Here is a 20,963-nt window from a genome sequence, read left to right on the forward strand (position 1 = left end):
CGAGAGGGCCATCAGTCTATCGGAGAAGTTACTATGGCATCAAATGTCTGCGTGCTCGGCGCGGGCCGAATGGGCTCGTCCATTGCTCGAACGCTGCTCGACCGCGGCTATCCAACCTGGGTCTGGAACCGGACCGCGGCAAAATGCGAGCCATTGGCGGCCCTGGGCGCGACGGTGGCATCTTCCGTGCAGGAGGGAATCCAGGCGGCCGAGGTCGTGATCATCAATGTTCTCGACTATGCCGCCAGTGACGCTTTGCTGAAGCGGGACGGCATCGCCTCGGCATTGGCCGGCAAAGCCGTCGTGCAACTCACCTCCGGCTCGCCGCGCCTGGCACGGGAAGAAGCGCGCTGGGTGGAGGCGCATGGTGCCGGCTATCTGGACGGGGCGATCATGGCCACTCCGGATTTTATCGGCAAACCAGAGACCGCAATGCTTTATTCGGGTTCCCGCGACGTTTACGAGAAGCACAAGCCCCTGCTGTTCGCGCTCGGCGGCGGCACGAACTATGTCGGCGAGTTGCCGGGCCAGGCCTCTGCACTTGATACCGCTCTGCTCACCCAGATGTGGGGCGGGCTCTTCGGAGCACTCCAGGGCATGGCCGTCGCCGAGGCCGAAGGTCTCGACCTGGAGACGTTCAGGAACCATCTTTCCGCATTCAAGCCGGTCGTCGATGCCGCTCTGTTCGACCTGGTGGATAGAACGAATGCGCGCCGTTTTGCCGGCGACGACGCAACGCTGGCGTCATTGGGCGCCCATTACAGCGCCTTCCAGCACCTGCTTGAGGCGTGCGAGGAGCGAGGCCTCGACGCGGCCATGCCGCGCGCCATGGATATGATTTTTCGGCAGGCGCTTTCGCTGGGGAGCATGGAAGATGATTTTGCATCTCTCGCGCTGCTGTTTCGAAATGGCTCGCCGCGTCAGAGCCGGGAGCCAGCGAATGCATAGCGGCAATACGAAACGAACCGCGACCTGCTCATGCCGGGACGTGGAACTTGTCCTCGCCGGAGAGCCGCGACGCATCTATGCGTGCAGTTGCATGGAGTGCCAGCGCTGCACCGGAACGGCGTTCTCATACCGGGCCATCTACGCCGGTTCCGCCCTCGTCGGCCAGAAGGGCGAGACCAGGTCCTGGCGCAGAACCGGCTCGTCGGGACAATGGTTGGAGCAGACATTCTGCACTACATGCGGCTCGGTCGTCTTCATGCGGGCAGAAGGGCTGAAGGATGCGCTGTCGGTATCAGTCGGCTGCCTGGAGGACCCGGAATTCCCACCCCCTATAATGCTCCATTGGCCTCACAGAAAGCATAAATGGCTTTGCTTGGAGGGCCTGCCCGAAGCAGCCGCCTCTTGAGGGCGGATCACCAAGCGCGATGTCTGGCTTGCAATAGGCTCGGCATCGTGAGTCCGGCAACGTCTCCTTCGGCAATCGATTTCCGTTCAAGAAGGTCCCGATTGGAAGGATAGCTGTCGCCCTCACAGCACTCCTTGCAACACTTTGCGCTCCCCGACGTTCTCCCAAGGCACGCTCCGAACCCGATTGTCGCGACTCCAATGGCAAATCCAATTGCTGGGGAGCCATGACGGCTTCGCCGGGCTGGCCACGGCACCCAGCATGACGCGGCGGTTCGGCGAGCCTGCATCGATGTGACGCTGGAGGACACGCCATGGACATGGGCAACAGGAAGACGCAGTTCAATATCTGGTACTGGATCGTCGCCTTCGTCGGGCTGATGATCTTCCAATACGTCTACACCGCCACCCAGCACGTCGCGCAGATTCCCTATAGCCAGTTCGAAACCCTGCTGCGCGACGGCAAGATCGCCGACGTGCAGGTTTCCGATCGCTTCATCCAGGGCCGCTTCAAGCAGCCGCAGGACGGCAAGCCGCTGTTCATTACCACGCGCGTCGAGCCTAACCTGGCGCGGCAGCTGCAGGAACACGGCGTCACCGTCACTGGCCAGATCGAAAGCACCTTCCTGAGCGACCTGCTCTCCTGGGTCGTCCCGATCCTCGTCTTCTTTGGCTTGTGGATGCTGCTGATGAGACGAATGGCGGGTGGCATGGGAGGTTTGATGCAAATCGGCAGGAGCAAGGCCAGGGTCTATGTCGAGGCCAATACCGGCGTCGGCTTCGACGACGTGGCGGGCGTCGATGAGGCCAAGGCCGAGTTGCAGGAAATCGTGGATTTCTTGAAAAGCCCGCAGGAATACGGCCGTCTTGGAGGGCGCATGCCCAAGGGCGTGCTGCTGGTCGGACCGCCCGGCACCGGCAAGACACTGCTCGCGAAAGCCGTTGCCGGCGAGGCAAAAGTTCCGTTCTTCTCGATCTCGGGCTCGGAATTCGTCGAGATGTTCGTCGGCGTCGGCGCCGCCCGTGTGCGCGACCTGTTCGAACAGGCACGCGCCAAGGCCCCGGCGATCATCTTCATCGACGAGCTTGACGCGCTGGGCCGCGCCCGCGGTGCAGGCCCGATGATGGGCGGACACGACGAAAAGGAGCAGACGCTCAATCAACTCCTGGTCGAGCTCGACGGTTTCGACCCGAAAATCGGCGTCGTGCTGCTCGCCGCGACGAACCGCCCGGAAATCCTTGACCCGGCACTTCTTCGCGCCGGCCGTTTCGATCGGCAGGTGCTGGTCGATCGCCCGGACAAGCAAGGTCGCGTCCAGATCCTTAAAGTCCACATGAAGAAGGCCAAGCTGGCGGCGGATGTCGATGCCGAAAAAGTCGCCGCGCTGACGCCGGGTTTTACCGGCGCCGATCTCGCCAACCTGGTCAATGAGGCAACCCTGCTCGCCACGCGCCGGAGGGCGGATGTCGTCACGATGGACGATTTCAACAATGCGGTCGAGCGCATCGTGGCCGGGCTCGAGAAGCGCAACCGGCTGTTGAACCCGAGGGAACGCGAGGTCGTCGCCTATCACGAAATGGGCCATGCGTTGGTAGCCATGGCGCTGCCCGGCGTCGACCCCGTGCACAAGGTATCGATCATCCCGCGCGGCGTCGGCGCCTTGGGCTACACGATCCAGCGGCCGACCGAGGACCGCTTCCTCATGACCCGCGAGGAACTGGAGAACAAGATGGCGGTGCTGCTCGGCGGCAGGGCGGCCGAGTGGATCGTGTTCGGGCATCTGTCCACGGGGGCCGCCGACGACCTAGCCAAAGTGACCGATATCGCCCGCGCCATGGTGACGCGCTACGGCATGTCGGAAAAGCTCGGCCATGTGGCGCTGGAAAAGGACCAGCGCTCCTTCCTGAGCCCCAACCCACTTGCCGGCGGTCCGCGCGAGCACGATTACGGCGAGGCCACCGCCGAGGCCATCGACGAGGAGGTTCGCAGCATCGTCGACACAGCTTTTTCGCGAACCGTCGGGCTCCTCACCGAGCGACGGGATCTGCTGGAAAAGACGGCGCGCAAGCTGCTCGAGATCGAGACGCTCAGTGAGGCCGAGCTCGCATCGCTCGTCGGAAACGCCGCGGCGCCGGATCGCACGGAGGCATCCGAACCGCAATCGGGGAAACGACCGATAAGACGAGGCAAGGCTGCGGCGACAAATTTTTCGCGCCGGGCCGAGTGACGGCCTTCCTGTCCCGACTTGGTCCGGGGTCGACTGCCGAAAGCCGCAGCCCCACATGAGAGATACTGCCTGCGGCGGGAAAGCGACCGCGGCAAGCAGAATCGCAATCCTTCATCAATCCATTGAGTCATGCTGGTAAAGCTCATCCATGCTGAGCGTCGCCAGAGCGGCGAAAGGCGCCTGCTTTTTCACGCGACCGCCGCTGAGGATCACCACGTCGTCGCAGAATGAGATGGTGCTGTGATGATGACTGATCACTATGGTCGTGCGGCGGCCTGCCCTCGACTTCAAGGTCTCGACGATTGCCGCTTCCGACAGTCCGTCCACCGCATTGGTGGCTTCGTCCAGGATGAGGATATCGGGATCGCGCACCAATGCTCTCGCCAGTGCGATCCGCTGCCGCTGTCCCGCTGAAAGATTGACGCCCCGATAGCCGACGACCGTCTGGTAGCCTTGCGGCAGATGTTCAATGAATTCATGCGCTTCGGCCAGCTTTGCAGCACGCTGGGCGTCGCCGGCCGAGGCTGCGTCCTGCCCGTAGATTATGTTCTCAAAAATGGTGCCATCCACCAGTTCCAAATCCTGGCTGGCGAGTGCGATATGCCTTCGCCAGTGGCTGGGATCGATCTGGTCGAGGGGTGATCCATCGACGAGAATTCTACCGGCATCAGGCTCGACGAAGCGGCACAGGAGATTGACGATCGTCGTCTTGCCGGCGCCTGAGCGGCCGATGAGCGCCGTCGAGCGGCCGCTGCGGATCTCGAATGCCGCCGAATGCAGCACCACGGCACGCTGGTCCTTGCCGGAATAGGTAAAGGTCACGTCATCGAACTTGATCCCTTGCGCCAAGCCCTGGAACGGTCGGTGTCCTCGCGGAGGTTCGGGCTTGTCGGTCGGGTCCAGCATCCAGACCACCTCTTCAAGCGATCCGCTCAAGCCTTGCAACTGGCTCCAGGCCATTTGCAAGGCCCGCATATACGGCTGCAGCCTATAGAGCAGGATGACGAACGCGACGATCAGCGGGAAGCTCACGCCCACGAACCAGGCGCTGATCACCACCGCCAGAAACAGCATCGCGTGGAGAACCTCGGTCAGCGGCGGCAACGCGCCCTGACGCGTAAGCAGGACGAAAGCAGCCCGGCGAACCGCGTCCGACGCCTGATCGAATGTCGCCTTCTCGCGGCTCTCCTGTCCGAAAATGCGGATCAGACGCCCGGCATGCACGAGGTGGAGCATCTGCGATGCAAGATCGCTGTTGCGCGAGGCGACGCTGCGGCTGGGCGCCTTCAAATTGGCTGACAGCATGGCGTGCGCGATCTGAACGACGACCAACCCCAGCGTGACCAACAATGTCATCTGCCATGAAAGCAGGAGCAGAAAAGCCAGCAGAATGATTGCGGCCGATGCGCTGACGATGGCCGTCAGCATGATCTGGATCGCATCCGATGCCCGCCAGGATTCGTTGGAGATGATGTTGAGCAGCCGTCCGGGACTTTGCTGCAGGAAGAATGGATAACCGACCCGCAGCAACTGCTCCGACAGTGCGCTGCGGATCGAATGGCTGGCCTTGCCATAGATGAAGGTCGTCAGCAGCGTGTTTGCGAAGGCGAAGACGTTCTTCAGGACGATCGAGGCGAGAATGGCGGCCGAAATGACGATCAGCCGGTCGCGCTCGCTCAGGTCAGATCCGAAATGCTGGAACACGGCAGAAAAGCCGGCCATTCCGGTTTGATCCCCCTGCCCCATGATGATGCCCAGCAAGGGGATGATCAAGCCTATGCCGAAGCCTTCAAGGGCCGCGCTGGCAAGACCCAGCATCACCACGGCAGGAAGCAGCCGCAGTTGCTTCCCTCCAAGCGCGCGGCGCAGCATCGGCAGGCTCGGCGGTACCAGTCGCATTATGGCGTATTCACCCTCGCCTCGGCATTTGCCTGTTGATCCTGTGCTTGTTGATCCTGCCGCACTTGCGGCGCCTGAGGCCGTCTCGCCAACGAAAGAACCGCGAACTTGGCCGCGCCGAGCAGATTCATGATGACGATCGGCCAGTGCGACAGCTTGAGTTCGCAATCGAACCGAGGCCCCTTCACCAATTCCCGGAAGGCCGATCGCACGGCCCAGTAGAAATGGCGAAGCAGCCAAGGCGCATGGCGAACATGTTTCAGGCACAGCCCGCCATTGCCCAGACAGTAGTCGCGGTGGAGCTTTTCGATGGCCTTGCGATCTCGCCGGCCGTGATGGTGGAAAATCGTCATGTCGGGCACATATTCGACTGGGATTCCGAGCAGCACCGCTCGCACAAGATAGTCCGTATCTTCCGCGGAGCGCAGCGGGCCGCCTGCGCCGAACCGCTCGTCGAAAAGGCCGATGCGGGCAGCAGCATCGCGGTGCATCGTCATGTTGCAGCCGAGCACAAAGCCGCCGGGATGAACATCCGATGTAAGCCGCTCGCGGACCAGCGATCGCTTGATCGTGAACGGCAGATCCCTGGCATCGCCGATCTCGACGCGGCCGCCCCGGACGACCCGTTCCCCGGTCCCGTAATGTCGCTGCAAATCACTGAGGTAGTCGCCATGGACCTGGCAATCATCATCGACGAAGACCAGCACACGGCCCCGTGCTCGCGCCAGACCGGCGTTGCGGGCCGCCGCCAATCCGCGTCGTGGCTCGCAAACAGCCGTCAATGGGATGTCCGACAGTTCGGCGATGCTGGCCAGGCGTTCTGCCGTGCGGTCGGTCGAGCCGTTGTCGACAACCACGAGTTCGGCCGCGAAGGCAGGATGGGCACGGCACGCGGCCTGGATCGACTTGATGCAAGGCTCGAGAACCGCAACGCGGTTGCGCGTGCAGACGATGAAGCTGACCTCCGGTGCCGGGCCGTGCTGCGGCCGGGGATCGGCCGAAATGGGCGCAAGCATACTCGAGCGACTGTGCTGCAGAGGCTGGTGGGATTTGACTGTCATTCTAGCGCAACCCAAGGGAAGGCAGAACCGCCGCGGCCGGCACGGATTGCAAGTACCGCGACAAGGCGTCTACCTGCCTGGTCGCCGACATCGAGACGAGACTGAACCGCGGCGCGTAGGCGCCGGCACGCAATGCGTACCGCTCGCGACGCCGAATGCGGTCCCATTTGGCAGTCCGCGTCAGGAACTCATGCGTCAACAGCGGTTGCATCTCATCGCCTATGAGTTGGTAGAGGAAATAAAACAGGTTCAGCGTGCCGGCCTCATAGCTCGGCCTCGTTTCCGCCGGCAGTCCGGAAATCCTCTCCTGCAGCGCAAGCATCCAATCGGCGGCACGGCGGACCGTGTCCATTGAGGCAGCATCACCGATGTCGCGGAGGTCCCGCGCGTTTGGCGCGAGGCCTTCCCGCTCAAGGGTTTCGGCCACGATCTTCAAATGCGTCCTTCGCATCTCCCGCTTGTGCCGGTTCGTCACGCTGTCGCCATGGATACGATAGGCGATCAGGTTTTCGGGGATCATAGCCGCCGGGTAACGGTCGGTAAGCCGTCTGAAGAGATCGAAATCTTCGGCATGGGTATAGCTCTCGTCGTAATATAGATCGCCATCATTTATGGCGTTCCTATTAAAAACTACTGTAGGATGCATGAATATCGTGAAGAACATTGACAATATGCCCAGGATATTTTCCTGAAGAGCTGGATCAGGCAGGCCTTTGACGATGCGGTTGCCAAGCAGGAAATCGACACCTGCGCCGCACAGGGCGAGGTCGGGCCGCCGGTTGAAGAGTGCGACCTGACGCGATAGGCGCCAGGGATAGGCGATATCGTCGGCGTCCATCCTGGCGACCAGATCACCCCGAGCCACCGCCAGCCCTTCATTCAGGGTTGCGATGAGGCCCCGGTTTTCGCGTGAGACGATGGAGATGCGGTTGTCAGATTTGCGGAAATTCTGCAGGATCTGCAGGGAATTATCCGTCGATCCGTCATCGGTCGCGATGATCTCCAGGCGATCGTAATCCTGCCGCAGGATGCTGGCGAGCGCGGCAGCCAGATAAGGTCCGGCATTATAGATCGGCAGCAGAACGGACACCAAGGGAGCAGCCATGGTCAACTCCGATCCGTTCGCGGGAGGTCGCGTGCCAGGGACGCTCTGCGGCCATCGAGCGGGCCGCTGAAATAAGCTCCTGTTGTCCTTCCAAGCCACCCGGCGTCATTCGATTTGACACCTGTCAGGATGACGGCGCCAGTTCCTGGAGCAACATAGGGGAAGTAGCGCTTGAGGCTGTTGAGCGGCTTTTCGAAAAGCAGCCATGAGACCGAAGCCACAATGATGGTCGCCGCTCCTGCAACCAGGAATCGCCCCGGCCCTTGCTCAGAGACGTTGAGCGGGATCCAGGGCTGGGACATGACCGCGAGCGACAGGACGATGGGATGGTAGAGATAAACCCCGTAGCTGATGCGGCCGAGCGCCAGCAGCGGTGGCAGGTTGAGAAACTTCCCCCGATAACCGTCAATGCCGGAGGAACAGCTCGCAACGACCACGACCAGCGGCGCGAGAGGCAGGACTTCCAAGAGCAGCCAGCGGCCCCATTCCTGCACGGAATTTGCCGGCGTCGGAGCAAACCACTGCAGGACGAAAAAGGCGGCCGCGAGCGCCGGCCAGCCAAATCGCAACCACTGCGGCAAGCCGACGGTTCTGGTTCGGTAGACTGCAAGCAGCGCACCTGACGCCAGCGCGTCCATCGATGCTGGCGGAAGCAGGTCGCGCGCGAGGTCGGGACTTCCGGTGATCGGCCAATAAAAGCGATACGACAACGACAGCAGGATGACCCCGATACAGATCGACTGAAGACGCCGGAGCGGCGCCAGCAAGACGATCAATGGCCAGACGATATAGAACTGCTCCTCGATGCTCAGGCTCCAAAGATGGGCGAGCACCCAGGGCGTCCATTCGTTGCGCAGTGCGAACCAGAAATTCGACAGATAAAGCGCATGCCAGACCAGCGATCCCCTCGACTGCTCCAGGTCGACCAGCCAAACGAGAGCCAACACGGCAAAGTAGGGAGGGAATATACGCAGCGCCCGCCTGATGTAGAAGGATTTGAGTGCGGGCGCGGTTTCGAATTCAGCGGACGCGCGCGCGTCCAGAAGAAGCCGCGTGATCAGAAAGCCGCTCAGCACGAAGAACAATCGCACGCCGATGTGGCCCCAGAAAGAGGACCCTCCCGCCGCAAAGAAATGCGAATACATTACCATCGTCACGGCGATGGCCCTCAGCGCGTCCAATTGCGTGTCGCGTCTCATCAGCGGCTTCCGCCAGTTAGATGTCTCCGATGACATCGTTGCCGCGGGTCGCCGCAGCTCACTCTGCGGACAGCGGCGCCTGCGCAATGCGGCTGATCGTTTTCGCTCAAAGCGCTGCGTCTCGCGCGGGCTGCGGAGGTTCGGGCGGAGCGACCAAATGGCTCGGCGCCATCCCCCGCCAATGGGTCCACCAGATTGCAGATTGCCTCAACACCACGCTTCTCCAAGCCTCCAGGGAGAATTGCCAAGGAGAGTCTTTTCACGCCATCGAATGCCCCGGGCGACGATAGGAAAAAAATGCTGCGCCGCAACACAAAATGTTAACGTGGCTGAAATAGTCGCGTGAGGCGCGGCTTGCGAAATGCGCGAGAACCGCCTGAATTTGCACTATTCTGGCAGTTTTGCGTCCGAATCTCGGACTTATCCACACCTCGTATTGGCGCGAGCGCGCTGCGCTGCAGCATGACCGATCGCTAATCAAGAAAGAAATCGGGCCCACAGACCTGACCTAACAGAGCGCAAAGCTCCTGTCGTTGCCGATGGGGTCTCGTGGTTGGGGGTCAAAAGCCGGCATAGTTTATGTCCACTTTCGACCCCCTGCGTCCTCTCTCCGCTACGCCGGTTGCAACTCCCTGCGCAGCCGCCGCGGGAAGGCGATCGCCACCGCCACCGCGCCGAGCCCGACAAGGGCCGAGCCGATGAACAGCCAAGAATAGCTGGCATAGGCATCGAACACCATGCCGCCGGCGAGCGGGCCGAAGGCCATGCCGATGCTGGACAGCATGGTGACGGCACCAAACACCGTGCCGAGGATGCGCTGGCCGAAATATTCGCGCGCCAGCACCGCATAGAGCGGCATCACGCCGCCATAGGTGGCGCCGAAGATGACGGCGAGCGTGTAGAATTGACCAAGCTCGCTGACCGCAAGATAGGCTGCGATGACCACGGACTGTATCGCCAGACCGGTAATCAGCACCGGCTTGACCCCCAGCCGGTCGGCAAGCACGCCGTATAGAAGCCTGCCGCCTAAGCCCGCCAGGCCCTCGATGCTGTAGATGCTGACCGCCGCCATCGGCGCTATGCCGCACAGCATGGCATAGCTGACCATGTGAAAGATCGGTCCGGAATGCGCCGCGCAGCAGGCAAAGAAGGTCAGTGCCAAAACGATGAATTGCGGCGAGCGCAGCGCCTGTGGAACCGACATGCCGGTATCGTTGGCGGCAATATCGGCGGCGGCGTCTTCAGCGGCAGGCTTGGGCGGCTGGCGCACCAGCAAGGCGGCCGGCACCAGCAGCGCCCATGCCGCGACGCCGATGACGAACATGGCGGTGCGCCAGTCATAGGCCGTGATCAGCCATTGCGCGAAGGGCGAGATCGTCATCGGCGCCACGCCCATGCCCGCCGAGACCAGGGAAACGGCCAAGCTGCGATTGGTGTCGAACCAAGCGGCGGTCAGCGCGATCATCGGCGCGAAGAAGGCGCTTGCCGCGAGGCCGACGAGCACGCCATAGGTGATCTGGAAGACAAGCAGCGAGCCGGTGCGGCTGGCCAGCACCAGCGCCAGCCCGAGCAGCACCGCCCCTGTCATCACGACAATGCGAGCGCCGTAGCGATCGTAAATGGCGCCCCAGGCGAAACCGCCGAGACCCATCACCAGGAAGTTCAGCGTCATCGCGCTCGATATGCCGGCGCGCGACCAATCCGTGTCGAGCGCCATCGGTTCGAGGAAGATCGCCAGCGAGAACATCGCCCCGAGGGCGACGCAGGTCATCAGGGCGCCAGCCGCGACGATGACCCACCGATAGGAAATGCGCATATTTTTCTCCCGAGATCGTTTGGACACGGCGCGACTTCTTTCAACTTCGTCACACCGCTTGCGTCCGAAGGACGACGGCGACATTTCGAATCCTACAATCCGGTTGCATTTTTTATCCAGTCAGGAAATCGCGCCATTCAATTGCTCCATTGCATTGACCGTGCACCGTCCTGAGCTAGATTTCCAACCTGGCGATCAGGAGCTGTCAGGCATGGAACTTCATCGCGGCCGTCTCATCGACCACGTCCAGCTGGTGGTCAGGGATCTCAAGGCCAGCCGCCGCTTCTACGAGGCGGTTTTCAAGGTGCTCGATATTCCGATCGGCGGCAGCGCCGAGGATTATTTCTGGGCCGACGAGTTGTTCGTCTCCAGCATCGACAGCCCTGCGGCCAGCGGGCAACTGACGGGGCGCCACCACCTTGCCTTCCAGGCAAAGGACCGCGCGATGGTCGACGCCTTCTACAAGGCCGGCCTCGATGGCGGCGGCACGGACAATGGCGCACCCGGCGAGCGGCAGCACTACCATCCCGGCTACTATGCCGCCTTCCTGCTCGATCCCGACGGCAACAACATCGAGGCCGTCTTTCACGGGCCGGCCAACCGCAGCGCCGCTTCGGTGGAGATTACGTTTTAGCTCGATGACAGGTATTCTCGTTACGTCGCGCCGCGCCAACGCTTAATATTCAACTTCAACGCAGCGACGCTCAAAGGCTACCGCATGGCCATCGACGAAGCGCCGCTGTCTTTGCCACGGAGCTCCCGCCCTATCGCGTCAGCGCCGCCATCCGGCCCGCCAGGAACTCGACGAACAGCCGGGCGCGGACCGGTAGCTGTCGCCCATACGCATGGACGATGTGCACCGGCATAGTCGGCATCGCCACCTCGGGCAGAATGCGGACCAGACGGCCGGTGTCGAGATCGTCCTGCACGGCAAACTGCATCAGATGCGCGATGCCGGCTCCGGCCAGCGCCGCTTGCCGGATGGCGCCGCCGTCGTCCGTATCGAGCCGCCCGTTCGGCACGATCACCGCGCCGTCGGCGAAGGTGACCGGATAAGGCCGCCCGGCCATCTGATAGCGGACGGAGTCGTGGCTCTGCAACGCCTCGACCGATGCCGGCCGGCCGCGCCGTTCGACATAGGCCGGCGAGGCCACCAGCACGATCGGCAGATTGGCGATTTTGCGCGCGGGGAGCCCGGTGTCCGACAGCGTCCCCATGCGCACCGCTACATCATAACCTTCGCGGATCAGGTCGGCGTGACGGTCGGTGACGCTGAGCTCGAGTTTCAGTTCGCCGTGCTGCGCCAGGAATGCTTGTGCCCATGAGGCAATCAGGCCGCGCCCGAGTTCGACGGATGCCGTGACGCGCAGCAGGCCGCGCGCGGTATCCGCCATCTGGACGATGTCCTCGGCATCGTCCAGCGCTCTGAGCAAAGGCGCGACCCGCTCGTAATAGGCGAGGCCTTCGCTGGTCAGTGCCAGCCGGCGCGTCGAGCGCTGGATCAGCCGCACGCCCAGCCGCCGCTCGAGCCGCGCCACGCTCTTCGACACCGCCGACGGGCTGGAGCCGACCAGCCGGCTGGCGGCATGGAACGAGCCGGCATCGACCGTGCGCACGAAGGCGACGAGACCGGCGGTCTTTTCGAGGATGGTGGTCATTCAAGAATTCCAGGCACGAAAGAACCGATCGAGGTAATCCTAATACGCTATCCGATCACTATTAAATACCGCTCATCATCGACAAAAGAGAGATTTGATGAGCAAGCTGAACGGTAAGGTCGCCATCGTCACCGGCGCCTCCAAGGGTATCGGCGCCGGCATCGCAAAGGGTCTTGCGGCGGCCGGTGCCGCGGTGGTCGTCAACTATGCATCGTCCCGGGAAGGTGCGGACCGCGTCGTTGCCGAGATCAAGGACGCAGGCGGCCGGGCCGTTGCCGTCCACGGCGACGTGTCGCAAGCGGCCGACGTGCGCCGCCTGTTCGAGGCCGCCAAATCGTCGTTCGGCGCGGTGGACATCCTGGTTAACAACGCCGGCGTCTTCGCATTCGAGCCGCTGGAAGCGGTGACTGAGGCCGAATTCCACCGTGAGTTCGACACCAATGTGCTGGGCACCATCCTGACCATCCGGGAAGCGGTGAACCATTTCGGCGCCGGAGGCGGCAGCGTCATCAACATAAGCTCGGTCGCCAGCCTCAACCCGCAGCCGAACTCGCTGGTCTACGCCGCCACCAAGGGGGCAGTGGATTCGATCACGCTCTCCATGTCGAGAGAACTGGGCGCCCGCAACATCCGCGTCAACGCCATCGCGCCCGGCGGCGTCGACACCGAAGGCCTGCAGCGGATCGGCATCGTCGGCAGCGAGTTCGAGAAGCAGGTCATCGCCATGACCCCGCTCGGCCGCTTCGGCCAGCCCGACGACATTGCCCGCATCGCGGTGTTCCTCGCCTCCGACGAGGCGTCCTGGCTGACCGGCGAACGCATTACCGCCTCGGGGGGTTGGCGGTAGGCATCTGATCACACCGGCAAGAGGGCGTTCGGCTTGACGTCGGCGATGGAGGCGAAAGTGTGCGTTTCGCGCACGCCGGGCAGAGGCAGGATGACTCGCTGCAGGAAATCCTGGAACACCGCCATATCAGCGATCCGCGCCTTGACCAGATAATCGAAACCGCCAACCACCATATGGCACTCCAGAACCTCCGGAGCTTTCGCCACGGCTTCGGCGAAGCGGTCAAAGACATGCGGCGCCGTGTGGTCAAGCCGGACCTCGATGAACACCAGCGTTCCCCGGCCGACCTTGCGCGGATCAAGCATGGCCCTAACCGCGGTGATGAACCCGTCGCGGAAAAGGCGCTTCACCCGCTGGCTCGTTCCGGTCGGCGACAGCCCGATACGCCCGGCAAGATCAAGCGTCGTCCGGCGCCCGTCTTCCTGCAGCAGCCGGAGCAGGCTGCGGTCTATCTGGTCGAGGTCGTCCATTTTCACAATCCACTCTATCTCAGGGATTTGTGTGCCGATTTCACGCAGAGATGTCAAAATCAACGTATTTCATCACATAAAACCTCGCAATAGCCTGCGCTTCCCTCACCCACTCAAAGCAAACGTGGTGAGCCGATTTCGACAAACAAAAGGAGTGCAAGATGACCAAGGAAGCGTTCAGCCCAGCCGGCAGGAGTGCGGCGGAAATCAGCAAGGGAGCGACCGAGATCCTGGTGCTGAGCGAAGTCGACGTGATGGCGTGCATCGATCTCAGCCAGCTTCTCGATGTTTTGGAAGACGGCTTCAAGGCGCTGTCACAAGGCAAGGTCGTCAATCCACCCCGACCACAGCTCGATATCCCCGGGGCCGGCTACAGCCTCGCCATGCCGGCCTGGATGGAGGGCATGAACTTGACCGTCAAGATCGTCAACGTCTTCGAAGGCAATTTGGCCAAGACCCTGCCCAGCCACCTCGCCACCATCAGCCTGTTCGATCCGCTGTCCGGCCTGCCGGTCTGCATCATGGACGGCACCTTCATAACCGCGGTGCGAACCTCCGGCTCCGCCGTTCTGTCGGTGCGCGCGCTCGCGCGCCGGGACGCCAGGATAGCGACAGTGGTCGGCGCCGGCGTGCAGGCCAACCAGCACCTGCATCTGTTGCCGCTGGTGCGCGACTTTGCCGAAATCCGGATCGCTTCGAAGAGCTTCGACGATGCGGCAGCGCTTGCCCGGCTGCATCCGTCGGTGGTGGCGGTCGCCGACCTCGAGGCGGCAGTGCGCAGTTCCGACGTGGTGTGCCTGGCGACGCATTCCTACGAGCCGGTGATCGAGGCAGACTGGGTTCGGCCGGGCACGCACGTCTCGTCGGTCGGGGTGGCACCACCCGGCGGTGAAATGCCGATCGAGCTCATCGGCAAATCCAGTCTTTTTGTCGAGACCAGGGATGCGTTCGAACCGACCCCGGTCGGTTCTTGCGAGCTTGCCGGCTTCGACCCGGATTTCGGCACCGAGCTTGGCGCCATGCTGCTCGACCGCGCGCCGGGCCGCGTTTCGGATCAACAGATCACCACCTACAAGGCGATGGGCATTGCCATGGAAGACATGGTCGCCGCCGATCTCGCCTATCGTTGCGCCAAGCGTCTGCACAAGGGAAAGCTCATCGTGCTGTAGGCGTGCCGCGAGCCAGGCGGGATCGACGTTGCTGACAATGGCGCTTTCGCGGAAGCGGCCGGGCTAAAGGGCGGTCCCTCAGGCCGGCTCGCGCTTCAGCGCCTGCGCCATGCAGTGAATGCCGCCGCCGGTCTTCGAGATCTCGCTCATGTCGACCGCCGCGACCTCGAAGCCGCGCGCCTTGAGCTGGCCGATCAGCGTCTGGCTCGAGGTCGGCGCGATCACCCGGTCCTTGCCCAGCGACATGAAGTTGCAGCCGAGCGCCATCGTGTCCTGGAACGGCACGTCGATGATCTCGTGGCCCTTGCCCTTCAACCAGTCGACGATGCCCGGCTCGGTGCAGGCGAGGCAGACGGCGGTCAGTTTCTCGGCGATCGGCACCACCATCAGATCGATATGGACATAATATTCGTCGATGAAGGCGATGCGGGTTTCCCAGCCCTCCTTGTCGAACCAGGCCTGGACCTGGCGCGCGCCCTCCTCCTGGGTGCGGGCGCCGCCACAGCCGATCAGCACCACGCCGTCCTCGATGACGTTGAAGTCGCCGCCCTCGAAAGTGCCCGCGGTGACCATGTCGTAGATCGGGATGCCGAGCTTCTCATAGGTGCGGATCGCCGCATAGTTCTCGCCGCGCCGCCACCATTGTGACATCGCGGTGATGATGGCGCCATACGGCGTCATGACGCTGGAATCGCGCGAATAGACCTGCATCGGCAGCTCCGACGTCGGCTCGTGCCAGTGGATGTTGACGCCGAAATGCTCATAAGCGGCAACCAGGTCCTTGTGCTGCGCCTGCGCGATCTGGACGTTGCACGGCGCCTCGCGCAGATGTTTGCGCGACAACGAGCTGGTCGAGAGGTGGCGCAGGAAATTAGGCGAGCCGAGCAGCACATCGGTCAGGACATCGGTCTCGTTGGCAAAGCCCCAGGCGGTCAGCGGCTTGGTGCCGCCGGCCGGATTGCGGCGCTGCAGTGAAAACGGTTCTGCTACGATGCGGTCATGAACGGTCATGGCATTCTCCTGGCTTCGAGTGATCACGCGGCTTGCGGTTTGCTTGGTATCCACCAGTCCCGTCCGCGCGGGGTGGTGACATATTCCGGCCAGCGGAAATGGATCGGCGGTTCGTAGTCGCAAAGCGGCGCCAGCCAAGTGCTGCCACCAATGCCGCCGCCGGTGCGGGCGACGAATTCGTCCATCGCCGCATCGCGGGCCGCCTTGTCTTCCAGCAGGCGAAGGGCTGCCATCGCAATCGTCTTCGATGCGCAGGCAACCATCGGATCGATCGTCGCAGAAATGCCGCCCAGCGCATTCATCGCCCAGGACGGATACGCCTGGCCGTTTTGCGAACGCAGCGCCGGCCGGGCGACATAGAACCGCGCCGTCGGCGTCTGCCACGACATGTCGGTGTAATCGTCGGAGGTGGAATTGAGCTGCGACGGCGGCAAGTCGCGGCGCAGCAACGCCTCCGCCTCGTCAGGCGCAATCAGCTGCTCCAACTCGGCGATGAACGGCTCGCCGCTCGCCGCGCCGCCGGCATTGACCTGGATTTCGCGGGCAATCGCCTTGGCCGCCTCGTCCCAGCGCGGCGCCCCGACCGTCGACAGCGCGTCGTAGGCAATACCCGCCATGGCATGGTTGGCAAGCCCCGGCCGCGACTTCGACACCCAGTGCCGCTCATGGCGGCAGCCGCTCATCTTCGCGGCGGCCTCCGCGTTGCGGTCGAGCACGGCGGTGACCTGCTCGGCCATGGCAAGCGTCGGCACGCGGATCATGTACTGGATCTCGGCCAGACCCGCCGGCAGATTGTCAGCGGTCGCCTGCCCCGCGGTCAGGATCGCCTCGCTGATCGACCAGCCGCCCTGATGCGGCAGCATGGAATCGCGCAGCGCCTTGGACGCCATGTACATCATGACAAGTGCGTCGTTGGCGCCGGGCGCCCTGACCGCCGAATGCGCCTGCGGAATCGGCGCTCCATCGCTTGCGCGAACCCAATTTTCGGGTTTGTCGCAGACAAAGCGATAGATCATCGCATAGGCCGCGCCGCAATGCGTGTCCCAGCGCGCCGTGTTGCAGAGCGGCAGCATGTAGAAAGGATGGAAGGAGATCATGCCAGCAAGGCCATCATAGTAGCCCTTTGCCGCATGGATCGGCTTCGACCCCCGCACCTTCTCCGCCGGCTCGCCGGTGAAGCGCAGCGTGCCCGATATGCCGTGGCGCTGCATCGCCGCCTTGGTCGCCAAAAGCCCGCCCATGCTGGCAACGCCGAGACCGGAATGCGGATCGGTGTGGCCGCCGGCCTCAGCGCCGAGCCCCGGGCGCGGTCGCTCGACGGTCGCCGCGTCCTGGCAATTGCCCGGCACCGCGTCATACTCGGCATACATGCCGATCGTCGGCCCAGCGCCGTTGGTCCAGTGGGCGCAAAAGGCGGTCGGCATCCCGCCGGAACCTTCCTCGACCGAAAAGCCCTCGTGCTTCAGACGCTCGACATACCAGGCGGCCGACCGGTATTCGCGCCAGGCGGTCTCGCCGAAATCGAAGATCGTCCGCGTCCATGCCGACAGCAACGGCTGGATGTCGTCCAGACAGGCAAGCGCGGTTGCTTGGGCAGAGGTGATCACCGGTTCCTCCATGGGATGAGAAGAAAGCAGTGAAGCGCGTCGCCAAAAAGTGATATGTTTTCCCGGCTCATGCAAATTCGGTTCACCTCTTGAGAATTCCCTCGACTCAGGCGCTACGCGCCCTCGACAGTTTCGCCCGCCACGGCAGCGTCTGGCGCGCCGCCGACGAACTGCATCTGACCCGCAGCGCGGTCAGTCATCAATTGCGGCTGCTCGAACGCGATCTCGGCTTCGACCTGCTCGAGCGCATCGGCAAGGGCGTGGCGCTGACGCCGCGCGGCCAGCGTTACGCCAGCGACGTACGCAAGGCGCTGACGGTGCTCGGCGATGCGGTAACGCGCCATGCCGGCACCGGCGTCGGCGGCTCGTTCAGCGTCAGCTGCACGCCGGGCTTCGCCTCGCTGTTCCTGTGCACGCACATCGGCGAATTCCGGCAGATGTACCCCGATGTCGCGCTGCGCATCCTGACGCCGCGGCGGCTGGACGACGTCAGCAATGCCGACGCCGACGCCTTCATCGCCTTCGGCGTCGGCAACTGGCCGAACCGGGCGGTCGAGCTGTTGTGCGAGATCTCGTTCACGCCGCTGTGCAGTCCGACACTGCTCAACAAGATCGGCGGGTTTTCCAGGCCGGCCGACGTGCTGCGCGCCAATCTCCTGCATCTCGGCGACACCGAGGACTGGGCGCGCTGGCTGGCGCTGTCGAAGGTCGAGAATCCCGACACCGAGGGCGGCATCTTCTTTTCCGACATGAACCTGGTTTTTTCGGCCGCCATCGCCGGCCAGGGCATCGCCATGGGCGACGAACTCACCAGCCGCCGGGCGCTGAGCGAAGGCCGGCTGGTGCGCCCCTTCGACATCGCAATCAGTTCGCCACGCTCGTATTTTCTCGTTTCCGAACATGCCAAGGCGGCGCATCCGGTGCTGGAGGCGTTCGGGAGTTGGCTGAGGTCGAAACTGTCGGAGATTAGCTAATCTCCCCCCTCGAGGGGGAGATGTCGCCGAAGGCGACAGAGGGGGTCGCCGCGCGTGAAGCCCCAGCCTCCATCTGCAGCAGCAGGCCGAGCCCAGTCGGACCGACCCCCTCTGGCCGCTTTGCGGCCATCTCCCCCTCGAGGGGGGGAGATTGGCGCCACAGATGAATCAAATTTGCCGATGCGGCGAAAACTATTCGGTTGCGGTGAGCCGCGGGCCTGCCTACGATTTCAATCACATTGAGGACAAGGCAGGATGCAGCAACCCGGCCGTGCCGCAGAGATCAAGGCAATCGGGATCGGCAAGAGCTTCGGCTCGTTCCGTGCGCTGGACGATCTGACGCTCGATATCGGCCGCGGTGAGTTCCTGACCCTGCTCGGGCCGTCGGGTTCGGGCAAGACCACCTTCCTGATGATCCTTGCCGGTTTCGTGCAGCCGACCGACGGCCGCCTTTACAGCGACGGCGTCGATATCACCGAGCGGCCGGCCGAGCAGCGCGCTGCCGGCATGGTGTTCCAGGGCTATGCCCTGTTCCCGCACATGAGCGTCGAGGCCAACATCGCCTTCCCGCTCAAGGTGCGCAAGAAGTCGGCGGCCGAGATCAAGCGTCGCGTCGGTGAGATGGTCGAGCGCGTCGGGCTGAAGGCCCACGAGAAGAAACTGCCGTCGCAATTGTCCGGCGGCCAGCAGCAGCGCGTGGCGCTGGCCCGCGCGCTGGTGTTCGAGCCGGGTGTGCTTTTGCTCGACGAGCCGTTCTCGGCGCTCGACAAGGGCCTGCGCGGCCAGATGCAGGCCGAGATGAAGCGGCTGCACCAGGAAACCGGCACCACCTTCGTCTTCGTCACCCATGACCAGAGCGAGGCGCTGGCGCTGTCGTCGCGCGTCGCCATCTTCAACCACGGCAAGTTACTGCAGGTCGGGGCGCCTGACGAGGTCTACGACCGGCCGGCCAACCGCTTCGTCGCCGAGTTCCTCGGCGAGATCAACATGCTGCCGCTGAAGGGCGTTCGCAACGCCGACAACGGCGCCACCGGCCTGTGCGAAGACCGCACCATCACCCTGCGCGGCAATGCAAGCGCCGTCGGCAGCAACGCCATCCTGGCGATCCGGCCCGAATACATGTCGATCGCCCCCGAAGCGACAGCCGGCGAGAACGGCATCGCCGCGACTGCGGTCGCCTCGACCTATCTCGGCGCTGCGACGCGGCTCGATCTCACGACGCGCCAAGGTGCCAAGGTGACGGTCTCGGTGCCGAACGAGGTCGCCGCTTCGGCACTCAGCAAGGGCAATTCCGTATGGCTGACATGGCCTGCGGAAAAAGGTTTCCTCCTTCCGGACGGAGGACAATGACGATCGGCGTGGCGAAGCTGAAATTCGCCAGGCCGGCTTTCGGGAAATATCAACGACAAAAAGGGGAACTGACATGACAAACAATTCAGAGATGAGCGAAACCAGGAAACACGCCATCGAGACACTGTCTGCCAGGGCGGTGCGCGGCGAGATCTCGCGCCGGCAGTTCACGCAGCTGGCTGCGCTCGTGCTGGCCGGCACGCCGATGCTGCTGCGCTCGACCGGCGCCTTCGCGCAAGCCAAGGAACTGGTGCTGGTCAACTGGGGTGGTGACGCCATCACCGCCTATGACGCGGCCTATGGCCAGGCCTTCACCAAGGAGACCGGCATCACCGTCAAGATGGACGGCTCCGGTCCGACCGAGGGTGCGATCGCCGCACAATTCAAGAGCGGCGCCCCGACCTGGGACCTGGTCGACGTCGACCCGTTCTCGGCGATCACACTCGGCGCGCAGGGCATGCTCGAGCCGATCGACTATTCGATCGTCGACAAGAACAAGATGCGGCCTGGCTTCGGCTGGGAGCACGCCGCCTCGACCTATTTCTTCTCCTATGTCATCGCCTACGATTCCGAGAAATTCGGCAGCCAGGCACCGACCGGCATGGCCGACTTCTTCGACGTGACGAAATTCCCCGGCAAGCGCTCGCTCTACAAATGGGGCGTATCGAGCTGGGAAGCGGCACTGCTCGCCGACGGCATCGCGCCGGCCTCGCTCTACCCGCTCGATCTCAAGCGCGCGCACGACAAGATCGCCGCCTTCAAGGAGAATGTCGTTGCCTATTGGGGCGGCGGCGCCGAGAGCCAGAGCGTGCTGCTCGACGGCGAGGCTTCGATGGCGATCGTCTGGTCGACCCGAGCCTCGCTGATCGAGCAGGATTCCGGCGGCAAGATCAAGTTCATCTGGGACCAGGGCCTGATCTCGCCCGGCGCGCTCGCCGTGCTCAAGGGCAATCCCGGCGGCAAGGACGCAGCGATGAAGTTTATCGCCAGCGCCCAGGATCCGCAAAAGCAGCTGATCATGTTCGACAAGCTCGGCCAGGGCCCGGCCAATCCGGCCACCGACGCGCTGATCCCCGCCGACAAGAAGCGCATCAACCCGGTCGACCCCGAAAACATGAAGAAGCAGATCCCGCTCGACATGGAGTGGTACGCCAAGAACTACGGGGCCGCACTCGACGAATACACGAAGATCATCTCCGCCTGATAGACCGGGATA

At 63.3% G+C, this 20,963-nt stretch carries 18 protein-coding genes; 9 read left to right on the plus strand and 9 right to left on the minus strand.

The annotated features are described in order from the left end of the window. Nucleotides 1-33: 33 nt before the first annotated feature. The 3 genes from AC0L28_RS27200 to ftsH all read left to right on the plus strand — a co-directional run bounded on the left by AC0L28_RS27200 (nucleotide 34) and on the right by ftsH (nucleotide 3,581). The gene (locus tag AC0L28_RS27200) at nucleotides 34-948 is read left to right on the plus strand and encodes an NAD(P)-dependent oxidoreductase (RefSeq protein ID WP_473481337.1); all 915 of its coding nucleotides are present in this window, start codon (nucleotides 34-36) and stop codon (nucleotides 946-948) included. After that, entirely contained in the window at nucleotides 941-1,354 is a 414-nt protein-coding gene (locus AC0L28_RS27205; RefSeq protein ID WP_473481338.1) for a GFA family protein, read from the plus strand. Before AC0L28_RS27200 ends, AC0L28_RS27205 begins: the two co-directional genes overlap by 8 nt. 313 nt (nucleotides 1,355-1,667) lie before the next feature. Next, entirely contained in the window at nucleotides 1,668-3,581 is a 1,914-nt protein-coding gene (gene ftsH / locus AC0L28_RS27210) for an ATP-dependent zinc metalloprotease FtsH (RefSeq protein ID WP_473481340.1), read from the plus strand. 114 nt (nucleotides 3,582-3,695) lie between these two features. On the opposite strand, the gene AC0L28_RS27215 is transcribed toward ftsH, so the two are convergent. From AC0L28_RS27215 to AC0L28_RS27235, 5 genes are all read right to left on the minus strand, one after another. Continuing rightward, complete coding sequence (locus AC0L28_RS27215; protein ID WP_473481342.1) at nucleotides 3,696-5,480, minus strand: ABC transporter ATP-binding protein; 1,785 nt, start codon at nucleotides 5,478-5,480, stop codon at nucleotides 3,696-3,698. Beyond that, nucleotides 5,480-6,496 carry a glycosyltransferase family 2 protein gene (locus AC0L28_RS27220; RefSeq protein WP_287230071.1) on the minus strand — a complete coding sequence of 339 codons (1,017 nt, stop codon included), beginning with the start codon at nucleotides 6,494-6,496 and terminating at the stop codon, nucleotides 5,480-5,482. The genes AC0L28_RS27215 and AC0L28_RS27220 overlap by 1 nt, the downstream gene beginning before the upstream one ends. A 46-nt stretch (nucleotides 6,497-6,542) precedes the next feature. Continuing rightward, nucleotides 6,543-7,646, minus strand: coding sequence for a glycosyltransferase family 2 protein (locus AC0L28_RS27225; protein WP_473481344.1), 1,104 nt, complete (start codon nucleotides 7,644-7,646; stop codon nucleotides 6,543-6,545). A 2-nt stretch (nucleotides 7,647-7,648) separates the two neighbouring features. Beyond that, complete coding sequence (locus AC0L28_RS27230; protein ID WP_473481346.1) at nucleotides 7,649-8,845, minus strand: acyltransferase family protein; 1,197 nt, start codon at nucleotides 8,843-8,845, stop codon at nucleotides 7,649-7,651. A gap of 613 nt (nucleotides 8,846-9,458) precedes the next feature. Continuing rightward, a complete protein-coding gene (locus tag AC0L28_RS27235; RefSeq protein ID WP_473481348.1) occupies nucleotides 9,459-10,661 on the minus strand; it encodes an MFS transporter in 1,203 nt (400 codons plus the stop codon). A 202-nt stretch (nucleotides 10,662-10,863) separates the two neighbouring features. On the opposite strand from AC0L28_RS27235, the gene AC0L28_RS27240 reads away from it, so the two are divergent. Then, nucleotides 10,864-11,295 carry a VOC family protein gene (locus AC0L28_RS27240; protein ID WP_473481424.1) on the plus strand — a complete coding sequence of 144 codons (432 nt, stop codon included), beginning with the start codon at nucleotides 10,864-10,866 and terminating at the stop codon, nucleotides 11,293-11,295. 130 nt (nucleotides 11,296-11,425) lie between these two features. Here AC0L28_RS27240 and AC0L28_RS27245 read toward each other — a convergent pair whose 3' ends face one another. Beyond that, nucleotides 11,426-12,319 carry a LysR family transcriptional regulator gene (locus AC0L28_RS27245; RefSeq protein ID WP_128170482.1) on the minus strand — a complete coding sequence of 298 codons (894 nt, stop codon included), beginning with the start codon at nucleotides 12,317-12,319 and terminating at the stop codon, nucleotides 11,426-11,428. A gap of 97 nt (nucleotides 12,320-12,416) precedes the next feature. Between AC0L28_RS27245 and AC0L28_RS27250 the strand changes: the two genes are divergently transcribed. Further along, the gene (locus AC0L28_RS27250) at nucleotides 12,417-13,166 is read left to right on the plus strand and encodes an SDR family NAD(P)-dependent oxidoreductase (protein ID WP_473481350.1); all 750 of its coding nucleotides are present in this window, start codon (nucleotides 12,417-12,419) and stop codon (nucleotides 13,164-13,166) included. An 8-nt stretch (nucleotides 13,167-13,174) separates the two neighbouring features. Here the strand turns inward: AC0L28_RS27250 and AC0L28_RS27255 are convergent, their stop codons facing one another. Further along, nucleotides 13,175-13,636, minus strand: a complete 462-nt coding sequence (locus AC0L28_RS27255) for an Lrp/AsnC family transcriptional regulator (RefSeq protein ID WP_128170484.1) — start codon at nucleotides 13,634-13,636, stop codon at nucleotides 13,175-13,177. A gap of 161 nt (nucleotides 13,637-13,797) precedes the next feature. Here AC0L28_RS27255 and AC0L28_RS27260 point away from each other — a divergent pair, with 161 nt between their 5' ends. After that, on the plus strand, nucleotides 13,798-14,805 hold the full coding sequence (locus tag AC0L28_RS27260) for an ornithine cyclodeaminase family protein (RefSeq protein WP_473481352.1): 1,008 nt from the start codon (nucleotides 13,798-13,800) through the stop codon (nucleotides 14,803-14,805). A 78-nt stretch (nucleotides 14,806-14,883) separates the two neighbouring features. Here the strand turns inward: AC0L28_RS27260 and AC0L28_RS27265 are convergent, their stop codons facing one another. Together AC0L28_RS27265 and AC0L28_RS27270 are read right to left on the minus strand one after the other, a co-directional pair. Further along, nucleotides 14,884-15,816 carry a dimethylarginine dimethylaminohydrolase family protein gene (locus AC0L28_RS27265; protein ID WP_473481354.1) on the minus strand — a complete coding sequence of 311 codons (933 nt, stop codon included), beginning with the start codon at nucleotides 15,814-15,816 and terminating at the stop codon, nucleotides 14,884-14,886. 23 nt (nucleotides 15,817-15,839) lie between these two features. After that, a complete protein-coding gene (locus tag AC0L28_RS27270; protein WP_473481356.1) occupies nucleotides 15,840-17,435 on the minus strand; it encodes a zinc-binding metallopeptidase family protein in 1,596 nt (531 codons plus the stop codon). 77 nt (nucleotides 17,436-17,512) lie between these two features. Here AC0L28_RS27270 and AC0L28_RS27275 point away from each other — a divergent pair, with 77 nt between their 5' ends. The 3 genes from AC0L28_RS27275 (at nucleotide 17,513) to AC0L28_RS27285 (ending at nucleotide 20,951) form a co-directional block, all read left to right on the plus strand. Next, nucleotides 17,513-18,397 carry a LysR substrate-binding domain-containing protein gene (locus AC0L28_RS27275; RefSeq protein ID WP_473481358.1) on the plus strand — a complete coding sequence of 295 codons (885 nt, stop codon included), beginning with the start codon at nucleotides 17,513-17,515 and terminating at the stop codon, nucleotides 18,395-18,397. 255 nt (nucleotides 18,398-18,652) lie between these two features. After that, a complete protein-coding gene (locus AC0L28_RS27280; protein WP_473481360.1) occupies nucleotides 18,653-19,747 on the plus strand; it encodes an ABC transporter ATP-binding protein in 1,095 nt (364 codons plus the stop codon). Nucleotides 19,748-19,838: 91 nt separating this feature from the next. Further along, on the plus strand, nucleotides 19,839-20,951 hold the full coding sequence (locus AC0L28_RS27285) for an ABC transporter substrate-binding protein (protein WP_128170923.1): 1,113 nt from the start codon (nucleotides 19,839-19,841) through the stop codon (nucleotides 20,949-20,951). Nucleotides 20,952-20,963 lie beyond the last annotated feature (12 nt).

The sequence above is a fragment of the Mesorhizobium sp. WSM4847 genome (genome assembly GCF_055811335.1).